Genomic DNA, 10,262 nt, shown 5'->3' with positions numbered 1-10,262 from the left:
CTCCTGGCCCGGTTGGGTACTTCACCGGCGGGGAGCGTGTCGGCCCGAATCCGGCTCACAGGGGGCGCACCAGACGTTCGTTCATGCGGCGTCGCATGTGCGCGATCAGGGCGGCCAGATCCGCACAGTAGACCGAGGGGTTGGCGAATCCGGTCGCCGGATGATGGCGGTGGGAGTACAGGCCACCCCCGCAGACGGTGGTGAACGCGCAGTCCCGGCAGACCTGCCCGAGGCCGTCCGCGCCCGACTGCCGTCGGCGCATGGTGTCCGTCGACAGGGCCTCGGAGAAGGAGTTCCGGAAGACGTCGAGTCCGGTGGCCGGAGCGCCGGGCGCCACGACCTTGAGGGAGTCGGAGTCCTCCAGGGTCCCGTCGGACTCCACGACCACGAGATCGTGCGGTGTCAGTCCGAACGCCTCCGCGTGCACGGGGTCCCCGAGCAGACCGGACATGAGTTCCTCGAACATGCGCACCCGCGTCTCCTGCCGTGGCGCGTCGAACCAGCGGTCGAAGACGGGGATCAGCCAATGGGCGTAGGGGACTCGGTCATGCCGTGCCTCGGGGTCCGGCGGACGGCGCGGAGGTGCCGTCCGGTCCTCGAGACCGGGCGGCGGATGTCGCCAAGTGCCGTGCGGCAGAAGGAAGTCGACGCGCGGAGGGGCGAAACCGAGGAGTGCCTCATAGGTTTCGACGGGATCATTGGCCAGATCCACGACGCACAGGAGCCCGACGAACAGGTCGCGGTACCTGGGGCGGCCGAGAAGTCCCAGTGCCTCGGCGACCCGTGGATGGCTGGGGCGGCCGTCCGCGAACCGGCGGTGCCGGTCGTGTGCCGCGGAAGGGCCGTCGAGGCTCACCGCCACTTCGACCCGGTGATCGAGCAGTAGTTCGAGGAAGTCCGTGTCGAGGAGCGTCCCGTTCGTCTGGAGCGAACAGTGGAAGCGGACCACCGGGTCGAGGCGTTCATGGAGGACGCCGAGCACTTCGGAGAGGTGCTTCCTGCCCACCAGCAGCGGTTCTCCGCCGTGCAGGATGACCCGCACGGACGGCAACCGGTGCTCCAGAGCATGGTCGACGATGCGGTCCGCGGCCCGCCGCACCGTGTCCAGGCTCATCACGACGGGCCGTTCCCGCCAGCTCTGGTCGGCGGCGAAATAGACGTAGCAGTAGTCGCAGGACAGGTTGCACCGGCTGTGGATCTTCAACAGGAACTGCCGTAAGGGAACACCCGATGGACACCCCGGTTCGGCGGGTCCGAGCTTCCGCCCGGTCACAACGCGCTGTCGAAGACGACGTCGGCCGTTACCCGCGGACTGTCGGGTTTCTGGAGGTGGCGCTGTAGGGCAAGGCCGAACGCCGTGTTCGGGTCGGCCAGTGCTGCCAGCAGATCGGGCGAGAGCCCGGTGACGTCCACCAGGCTTGCAGTGCGGCTGCTTTGCTGAGGCGCATCCATCGGTTGTTGCTCCCCCTGACCCTGAGCGTCTGAGTGGTGCCGAGTGCCGAGATGTCGCACCGATACGTTCCATGTCCATGCTCTGTCAGAGCTCTTCGCGCGTCCACCTGACCGTTGGGCCGACCGAAGAAGTTGCCCTGATCCTCTGTCAGGCGATTTCCATGCGATATCTGGACATCTGTAGCGCCGTGTTGCCGACGGCAGCACTGACGGACCTGTGTGGGCGGGGGAGCCGGACCCGGCATTCGGCGAGACGGGGCGCGGTGCGGGCTTCGAACCCCGCACGCGGCAGCGGCACTTGGCGCCCGGTGTGGTCCGTATGGTCTCTCAGCCGAGACGACCCCCGTCCGGATCGTCGCGATCCGCCGTCCCGCCGGCGGCGGCCGGTCCCAGCGAGCGCTCCGTCACCCCCGCCAGATGCCGCCCGAACACCGCCGCCGCGTCCGGCGTCAGCGTCCGCAGTGCCACCAGTGCCGTGATCACCACGTCGCAGAGCTCGCCCTGCACGTCCTCCCAGGTGTGGGTGACGCCCTTGCGGGGGTTCTGGCCGGTCGCTCCGATCACCGCCTGGGCGACCTCGCCGACCTCCTCCGTGAGCTTGAGCATGCGCAGCACGAGGCCGGTCTCGCCGCCGTGCCGGCGGTTGGCGTCCAGCCAGGTCCACAGGTCCTCGACAGAGGCCCACAGGTCCGGGGCGTCCGGGGCGCTCCGGACCTCCGCAGGCGATGTCGTCCGCTCTTCCGTCATGGCGGAGAGCCTGCCCCGCCCGTCCCCGCCGCTACTCCTCGAACAGCGCCTCCTGCTCCCCCTCCGCCGCCCGCCGCACCCGCCGGTTCCGGGCGCCGATCACCACCGCCGTCACCGCCGCCGTCACGCCCAGCGCCGCCGGGACCATCCAGCCCCGGTCGAAGACATGCCCGCACGCGTGGTCCAGGGAGAGCCGGCCGGGGCCCGCGACGGCCAGGCCCGCGGTGGCCAGGCCCAGGGTCGCCGCGTACTCGTAGCCGCCCTCCGCGGCGAAGAAGCCGTTCGGCCTGTGCAGCGCGGTCGCGCCCGCCATCGCCCCGGCCGCCGCGGCCCCCGCCGCCGGCGTCGCGAGCCCCAGCGCCAGCAGCGTTCCGCCGCCCGCCTCCGCGAGCCCCGCCGCCAGCGCGCTCGGCCTCCCCGGCGCGTACCCGACCGACTCCATGAACCGGCCCGTGCCCTCGATGCCGCCCCCGCCGAACCGGCCGAACAGCTTCTGCGCGCCGTGCGCGGCCAGCACCCCGCCGGTGCCCAGCCGGAGCAGCAGCAGGCCCACGTCACGTCGGTCGTAACAGGTCACGGGAGCTCCCATCGGCGGCATGCGGATCACGGGTTTCCACCGTCGCACCCGGCACACCCGGTCGGCCCGTCCGCACGGCCGTTCGGGTGGCGGGCGGGTGGCGGGCCGCCGGGACCGATGTGACGCTGACTGACATGAGGATCAAGACAGCCAAGCTCAGCGACCCGGCCGTCCGGGCCTTCGTCACCGCCGTCAACGCCAGCGACCGCGAGCGCCTCGTGGAACTCCTCACCCCGGACGCGACCATGGCGGACGACGGCTCCGACCGGAACCTCGACGACTGGATCGACCGGGAGATCTTCTCCTCCAACGGCCACATCGACGTCGACAACGAGTCCAACGGCGGCCGCTCCCTGCTCGCCCACTACCGCAACGACACCTGGGGCGAGATGGTCACCCGCTGGGACTTCACGGTCGCGGACGACGGCCGCATCTCCCGCTTCGAGACCGGGCAGGCGTAGCGGAAGACCCGGTAACCGCCTTGCCTTCGTGTGCGCTCGAACTCCTACCGTCTCGGGCATGGAAACCGACAGCACCACCAGGACCCTGGGCCGTTCCGGCATCCGTGTCAGCGCGCTCGGCTTCGGCTGCTGGGCCATCGGCGGAGAGTGGCAGGACGCCACCGGGCAGCCGCTCGGCTGGGGCAAGGTCGACGACGAGGAGTCCGTACGGGCGGTCCACCGCGCCCTCGATCTCGGCGTCACCTTCTTCGACACCGCCGACACCTACGGCGCCGGCCACAGCGAGCGCGTCCTCGGCCGTGCCCTCGGCAAGCGCCGGGACGAGGTCGTCGTCGCCACCAAGTGGGGCAACGTCTTCGACGAGGAGACCCGCACCCTCACCGGCCACGACGACTCCCCGGCCTACGTCCGCCGCGCCCTGACCGCCTCCCTGCGCCGCCTCGGCACCGACCACGTCGACCTCTACCAGCTCCACCTCTCCGACGCCGACCCGGCCCGTGCCGCCGAACTCCGGGACGTCTGCGAGGAGTTGGTCGGCGAGGGGCTGATCCGGGCCTACGGCTGGAGCACCGACGACCCCGCCCGCGCCGCCGTCTTCGCCGAGGGACCGCACTGCACGGCCGTGCAGCACACCCTGAATGTGCTCCAGGACGCTCCACAACTCCTCGACACGGCCGAGAAGTTGGACCTCGCCGCCATCAACCGCAGCCCGCTCGCCATGGGGTTGCTCGGCGGGCGGCGGGCGGGGGCCGCGGCCGGCGACATCCGCAGCAGGCCGCCGGCCTGGCTGCCCGGGTTCGGGGACGGCGACGGGGCCGATCCCGCGTGGGTCGAGCGGATCGAGGCCCTGCGCGAGCTCCTCACCAGCGACGGGCGGACCCTCGCCCAGGGTGCCCTCGGCTGGATCTGGGCCCGCAGCCCGCGTACGGTCCCCATCCCCGGCTTCCGGTCCGTCGCCCAGGCCGAGCAGAACGCCGGCGCGATCGCGAAGGGGCCGCTCACCGCCGGGCAGCTGGCCGAGATCGACCGGCTCCTCGGGCGGTGAGCGGCCCCGCGCCGCTCACTGACCGCGGTCAGTAACCCTGGCCGCCGCCGTACTGCTGCTGCACGTACGGCTGCTGGCCGTAGGCCTGGGGCTGCGGGGCGCCATACGCCGCAGCCTGCTGCCCGCCGTGTCCGGCCGCCGCCTGCTGCGCGAACCGCTGTCCGCCGCCCTGCTCGGTGAGGGTGATCTGGCCGGCCTTGATGGTGGCCAGGCGCGGGGCACGGCGGGCGATGGAGGAGTCGTGGGTGACCATGATGAAGGTCAGCCCGTACTCGTGCCACAGGCCTTCGAGGAGGGCCATGATGTCGTCGCGGGTGCCCTCGTCGAGGTTGCCGGTCGGCTCGTCGGCGAGCAGCACCTTCGGCTTCTTCACCAGCGCGCGGGCGATCGCGACGCGCTGCTGCTGGCCGCCGGAGAGCTCGGACGGGGCGTGCCCGAGGCGCTCGCCGAGGCCCACCGAACGCAGCGCCTCCGCCGCGCGCTCCCGGCGCTCGGCCGGCTTGATGCCGAGCGGGACGAGGGCCGTCTCGACGTTCTCCTGGGCGGTGAGCGTCGGGATCAGGTTGAACGACTGGAAGATGATGCCGATCTTCTCGGCGCGCAGCCGGGTCAGCTTGGTCTCGCTGACCCGGGCGAGGTCGACGTCGTCCAGCAGGACGCTGCCCTCGGTCGGCCGGTCCAGGCCGCCGATCATCTGGAGCAGGGTCGACTTGCCGCCGCCGGTCGGGCCCTGGATGACGAGCTGGTCGCCGTCCTCGATGGTCAGGTCGACGCCGCGCAGCGCCTCGACCGTCTCCTTGCCCCGCGTGTAGCGCTTGGTGACTCCGGTGAGTCTGTACATGGGTTCTCCACTGGGTGCTTGCGGTAAGGGGGTGGGGGCGCCGCGTCCCGGGGGGAGTGGAAGCGGCGCCCCGGCTCGGAGGGGCGGGGTGTTACGCGACGCTGCGCAGGGCGTCGGCCGGGCGCATCCGGGAGGCGCGCCAGCCGCCCATCGCGCCGGCGATCAGACCGCCGGTGACCGCGAGGCCGACCGCGAGGGCGATGGTGGTGAGGGAGACGGGCGCGGACAGCGCGATCTCCAGGGTGTTCTGGGAGGCCTGCTGGCCGGGGCCGCCGCCGCCCGGGCCGCCGCCCGCGCCGCCACCGCCGCCGGTGCTGCCCAGCTGGGCGGTGAGCTTCGGGCTGATCGCGGTGACCGCGTAGGCCGCGCCGACGCCGAGGGCGATGCCGAGGGCGCCGCCGATCAGGCCGTTGACCATGGACTCGCCGACGACCTGGCGGGTCACGTTGCGCGAGGGCCAGCCGAGCGCCTTCAGGGTGCCGAACTCACGCACCCGGCGGGACACCGCGGAGGAGGTCAGCAGGGCCGCCACCAGGAAGGCCGCCGCGAGGACCGCGATGGACAGCCACTTGCCGACGCTGGTCGCCAGGCTGGAGGCGGTGGAGAGGGAGCCGGAGACGGTGGACGCCAGGTCGGCGGAGGTGGTGACCGTCGTACCGGAGATGTTGGCCGTGATCTCCTTCTTCACGGCGGAGATCTGCTTGGAGTCGGTCGCCTTGACGTAGATCGTGGTGACCTGGTTCTTGGCGTCGCCGAGGGTCTGCGCGACCTTCAGCGGGACGAAGACGTCGGTGTCGGACTCGCTGCTGTCCGGGGTCGCGATCCCGATGACCGTGAACTTGGTGCTGGAGATCTTGAAGGTCGAGCCGACCTTGTACTTCTTCTCCTTGGCGTACGACTTGCTGACCACCGCGACCTTGGCGCTGGTCTGCGCCGAGGTGAACGTCTTGCCCGAGGTGACCTTCATGGTGGACAGCGGGCCGAGGCCCTGGTGGGCCACGTCGACGCCGGCCACGGAGTAGCTGTTGACGTTGAAGTTGGCGCCGCCGCCCTGGACCTGCGGCGCACCGCCCGAGCTGCTGCTGCCGCCCGGCTGGCCCTGGCCACCGCTGTTGCTGCTGCTGCCGGTGGTGCTCTTCGCCTTGCCCTGGGTGAAGGAGCCGTCGACCTTGGTGACGTTCAGGGAGAGCGCTCCGACCGCGCTCTCCACACCCGTCTGGCCGGCGACCTTGGTGACCAGGGACGACTTCAGGGCCTGACCGCCCTGAGTCTGCACCCGGTCCGAACTCTGCGTGGAGCTGCTGCTGGACTTGGCGTCGAACTTGAAGTTCGGGCCGCCTGAGCTGCCCGAGGTCGGTGCCGTACGGGCCTTGGTGACCGTCATGTCGGTCCCGAGGCCGTACAGCGACTTGAGGACCTTGTCCTGCGCCTGGGTCATGCCGGCCGACACCGAGTTGACCGTGATGACCAGCGCGATACCGAGCGCCAGACCCAGAGCGATGACCAGGGCCGCCTTCTTTCTGCGGCCCAGCTCGCGCTTGAGATAGATGCCAAACATCCCGTTCCTCGAAGGTTCTTGGCGCCCGCTGTGGACGCGAGCTCAAGCTAGGGAGAAACCTTTGAGCAGCCCTGGGTAAAAGATGTGTCAGAGCTGAGAAACCGGGATGTCTTAGCAAACTTTCATAAGACAGCAAATTCATATGCCGGACAGGGGGTCCTCCCGGCAAAGCCCTGTTGGGTGCGGTGTACGGTCCCGGGATGCGCGATTCCTCTCGGCTGACCCGGCGTGCCGCCCTCGGACTGACGGCCGCTGCCCTTCCCGTGTCCGTGGCGGCTCCCGCCTCGGCCGCCACGGACACCGTCATCGGCGGCGAGCGGCTGGCCCGCGGCGGCATACAGGTGCACGGTGCCACCGGCCTGCCGAAGAAGATCACCGCCCACGCCTGGCTGCTCGCCGACTGCGACAGCGGTGAGGTGCTCGCCTCGTACAACGCGCACCGGCGGCTGGCGCCCGCCTCCACCCTGAAGATGCTGTTCGCGGACACCGTGCTGAAGAAGTTCGAGCGGACCGAGCGGTACAAGGTCAAGGACTCCGACGTCTCCGACGTCCCGGCCGGCTCCAGCCTGGTCGGTATCAAGCCCGGCCTCACCTACACCGTCGAGCAGCTGTGGCAGGGCGTCTTCCTGCGCTCCGGCAACGACGCCGTGCACGTCCTCTCCCACATGAACGGCGGGATCGCGAAGACCGTCGCCGAGATGCAGGCCAAGGCGGCCGACCTGCAGGCCCTCGACACCCACGTGGTCAGCCCCGACGGCTTCGACCACCCCGGCCAGCTGTCGTCGGCGTACGACCTGACCCTCTTCGCCCGGCACGGGCTGAAGGACGACGACTTCCGCGGCTACTGCGGAACGCGGACCGCGAACTTCCCGGCGGGCGGCAAGAAGACCTTCCAGATCCAGAACACCGACCGCCTGCTCACCGGCGCCTGGGGGCTCGACGTCTACAAGGGCCTGTTCGGCGTCAAGAACGGCTACACCTCTCACGCCGGCAACACCTTCACCGGCGGTGCCACCCGGGGCGGCCGCACCCTGCTGGTCACCGTGATGCACCCGGACCCCGCCACCAACGCCGTGTACGAGCAGACCGCCGCGCTGCTCGACTGGGGCTTCGGGAAGGGGAGTGCTGCGCAGTCGGTGGGGACGCTGGTCGATCCGCTGAGCGAGGGCGGGGCGAGCGCGAGTCCGTCGTCGAAGGGCAAGGGGGCCGCGGGGGCGGCCGGGACGGGGGCGGCCGCCGGTTCGGGGTCTTCGGGACCGTCGCCGTGGCGGATCGCGGAGGGCGGGGCGGTGACGTTCGCGCTGCTGGGCGCGGGGGCGTGGACGCTGCGCCGACGGCGGCGGGCGGCCGGTGCCGTGGCCGGTCCCGACTCGGGTGAGACGCCGGCCGGCCCGGCCGACACGACGGCGGGCTGACGTCACGCGGCAGCCGCCCCACCCACCGGTGCGTACCCGCGGTCCCTCGCGGGTCCACCCCCACCCCGGTCCGGTGGAACGGCTGCCGCCTCCCCCCTCGGTGTGGTCGGCGGAATGCCAGAGCCTCAACTGTGAAGTTCTGGTGGAGGAGAGTTGAGCATAGGCCCGTTACCGGCCGCAATACTGCGGACGTTGACATTCCGCTTGTGCAGGTTGTGGATTGTCCGACTGAACGACGGTTCAGCCCCGGCCCACGTACGGCATCGCCGTCGCCAGCACCGTCGCGAACTGCACGTTCGCCGCCAGCGGCAGCTCGGCCATGTGCCGCACGGTCCGCGCCACGTCCGCCACGTCCATCACCGGTTCCGGGGTGATCTCCCCGTTCGCCTGCAGCGCGCCGGTCTCCATCCGGGCCGTCATGTCCGTCGCCGCGTTGCCGATGTCGATCTGCCCGACCGCGATGTCGTACGGCCGCCCGTCGAGGGACAGGGACTTGGTCAGTCCCGTCAGCGCGTGCTTGGTCGCGGTGTAGGCGACGGAGTGCGGGCGGGGCGCGTGCGCCGAGACGGACCCGTTGTTGATGATCCGCCCGCCCTGCGGCTCCTGCTCCTTCATCTGCCGGAACGCCGCCTGCGCGCACAGGAACGCCCCGTTGAGGTTGGTGTCCACCACGTGCCGCCACGCCTCGTAGGGCAGGTCCTCCACGGCCACCCCGCCCGGGCCGAACGTCCCCGCGTTGTTGAACAGCAGGTCCACCCGCCCGAACCGGTCCACGGCCGCCGCGAACAGCGCGGTCACCTCGTCGGGTTGGGAGACGTCGGTCCGTACGGCGACGGAGGCGCCCTCGGGCGCCAGTGCCGCCGTCTCCGCCAGCCGCGCCTGGCGCCGGCCGGCCAGCGCCACCGACCAGCCGGCCCGCAGCAGTTCCACGGCCACGGCCCGGCCGATACCGGAGCCGGCTCCGGTGACCACCGCGATCTTCGATTGCTTGGCATCCATGGACGCGCAGCCTAGGCGCTCCGCTGGGAGGGCCGCGTTGCGCAGCCGCCGGTCGGGTGCGGCGCCGTCGTGGCTGGTCGCGCAGTTCCTCCCCCAGCCTTCGGCCGGGGGTACCCCCAGCGCCCCTTCGGGGGCGCTCTTACAGCTCGCCCGGGTAGCGCACGCCGATCTGCTCACGTAGGGCGTCCAGGGTGCGCATGACTGCGAGGGTGCTGTCGTGGGGGACGAGCGGGGACTCCTGTTCGCCGGCCCGGACCGCGCGCATGGCCTCGCCGGCCTCGTGGCGGAAGGTGTTGCGCGGGCCGTCCTCCGGGGCCAGGGCGAACTCCTGCGGGTCGCGGCCGTCGCGGTGCAGCACGAAGCGGTCGGGGTTGAAGAAGCCGTCCGGGATGTCGATCCGGCCCTGCGAGCCGGTGACCGAGGCCGTGGTGCCGGTGCCGCCGACGATGGAGCAGTGCACCGAGGCGAGAGCGCCGCTCTCCCAGGAGAACAGTGCACCCGTCTGGAGATCGACGCCCTCGTCCGAGAGCACCGCTCGCGCCGACATCCCGTCCGGCTCACCGAGCAGCAGCTGCGTGAACGACACCGGGTACACCCCCAGGTCGAGCAGCGCGCCCCCGCCGAGCAGCGGGTTCCGCAGCCGGTGCGCCGGCGGGAAGGGCCCCTCCAGGCCGAAGTCCGCCTGCACGGTCCGCACCTCGCCGATCGCCCCGTCCGCGACCAGCGCCGTCAGCCGCCGGATCAGCGGATGGCAGTACATCCACATCGCCTCCATCAGGAAGCGGTCGTGCTCCTTCGCCAGCGCGACCAGTTCCCCGGCCTCGCGGGCGTTGAGCGTGAACGGCTTCTCGCACAGCACGTTGCGCCCCGCCGTCAGGCACAGCCCGGCTGCCGCCCGGTGCGCCGAGTGCGGAGTGGCGACGTACACGATGTCGATGTCCTCGTCCCGGGCCAGCGACTCCCAGTCCCCGTACGCCCGCCCGATCCCGAACCGCTCCGCGAACCCCTCCGCCGCCTCCGGGGACCGCGAGGCCACCGCCACGATCTCCGCGTCGGGCAGATCGACCAGGTCCGCCGCGAACGCGGCCGCGATCCCGCCCGTCGCCAGGATCCCCCACCGCACGCTCTGCTCACCCATCCCGGCCGCCCACCCTCGCTCACGTGTTT

General features: G+C 71.5%; 10 protein-coding genes and 1 pseudogene. 3 read left to right on the top strand and 8 right to left on the bottom strand.

The features are described 5' to 3' along the window. Positions 1-55: 55 nt before the first annotated feature. The 4 genes from ABT137_RS17420 to ABT137_RS17405 all read right to left on the bottom strand — a co-directional run bounded on the left by ABT137_RS17420 (position 56) and on the right by ABT137_RS17405 (position 2,776). Positions 56-1,204 carry an FxsB family cyclophane-forming radical SAM/SPASM peptide maturase gene (locus tag ABT137_RS17420; RefSeq protein ID WP_502984530.1) on the bottom strand — a complete coding sequence of 383 codons (1,149 nt, stop codon included), beginning with the start codon at positions 1,202-1,204 and terminating at the stop codon, positions 56-58. A gap of 65 nt (positions 1,205-1,269) precedes the next feature. Continuing rightward, entirely contained in the window at positions 1,270-1,452 is a 183-nt protein-coding gene (locus tag ABT137_RS17415; protein WP_351709322.1) for an FXSXX-COOH protein, read from the bottom strand. Between the two features lie 327 nt (positions 1,453-1,779). Further along, entirely contained in the window at positions 1,780-2,199 is a 420-nt protein-coding gene (locus ABT137_RS17410) for a MazG-like family protein (RefSeq protein ID WP_351709319.1), read from the bottom strand. Positions 2,200-2,230: 31 nt separating this feature from the next. Next, entirely contained in the window at positions 2,231-2,776 is a 546-nt protein-coding gene (locus ABT137_RS17405; protein ID WP_351709316.1) for a DoxX family protein, read from the bottom strand. 134 nt (positions 2,777-2,910) lie between these two features. On the opposite strand from ABT137_RS17405, the gene ABT137_RS17400 reads away from it, so the two are divergent. Both ABT137_RS17400 and ABT137_RS17395 read left to right on the top strand, forming a co-directional pair. Then, positions 2,911-3,237 carry a nuclear transport factor 2 family protein gene (locus ABT137_RS17400; RefSeq protein WP_351709313.1) on the top strand — a complete coding sequence of 109 codons (327 nt, stop codon included), beginning with the start codon at positions 2,911-2,913 and terminating at the stop codon, positions 3,235-3,237. A gap of 58 nt (positions 3,238-3,295) precedes the next feature. After that, positions 3,296-4,282 carry an aldo/keto reductase gene (locus ABT137_RS17395; RefSeq protein WP_351709310.1) on the top strand — a complete coding sequence of 329 codons (987 nt, stop codon included), beginning with the start codon at positions 3,296-3,298 and terminating at the stop codon, positions 4,280-4,282. 154 nt (positions 4,283-4,436) lie between these two features. Here the strand turns inward: ABT137_RS17395 and ABT137_RS17390 are convergent. Together ABT137_RS17390 and ABT137_RS17385 are read right to left on the bottom strand one after the other, a co-directional pair. Then, a pseudogene (locus tag ABT137_RS17390) lies at positions 4,437-5,123 on the bottom strand (ABC transporter ATP-binding protein); the annotation flags it as partial. Positions 5,124-5,214: 91 nt separating this feature from the next. Further along, positions 5,215-6,681, bottom strand: coding sequence for an ABC transporter permease (locus tag ABT137_RS17385; RefSeq protein ID WP_351709307.1), 1,467 nt, complete (start codon positions 6,679-6,681; stop codon positions 5,215-5,217). Positions 6,682-6,881: 200 nt separating this feature from the next. On the opposite strand from ABT137_RS17385, the gene ABT137_RS17380 reads away from it, so the two are divergent. Then, entirely contained in the window at positions 6,882-8,096 is a 1,215-nt protein-coding gene (locus tag ABT137_RS17380) for a D-alanyl-D-alanine carboxypeptidase family protein (RefSeq protein ID WP_351709304.1), read from the top strand. A 240-nt stretch (positions 8,097-8,336) separates the two neighbouring features. On the opposite strand, the gene ABT137_RS17375 is transcribed toward ABT137_RS17380, so the two are convergent. Beyond that, the gene (locus ABT137_RS17375; protein WP_351709301.1) at positions 8,337-9,095 is read right to left on the bottom strand and encodes an SDR family oxidoreductase; all 759 of its coding nucleotides are present in this window, start codon (positions 9,093-9,095) and stop codon (positions 8,337-8,339) included. A 139-nt stretch (positions 9,096-9,234) separates the two neighbouring features. Next, positions 9,235-10,233, bottom strand: coding sequence for a Gfo/Idh/MocA family protein (locus tag ABT137_RS17370; protein ID WP_351709298.1), 999 nt, complete (start codon positions 10,231-10,233; stop codon positions 9,235-9,237). Positions 10,234-10,262 lie beyond the last annotated feature (29 nt).

The organism is Streptomyces sp. NPDC001980, from assembly GCF_040296885.1.
Taxonomy (GTDB): Bacteria; Actinomycetota; Actinomycetes; order Streptomycetales; family Streptomycetaceae; genus Streptomyces.
This window is presented reverse-complemented; position numbering and strand designations above follow the sequence as displayed.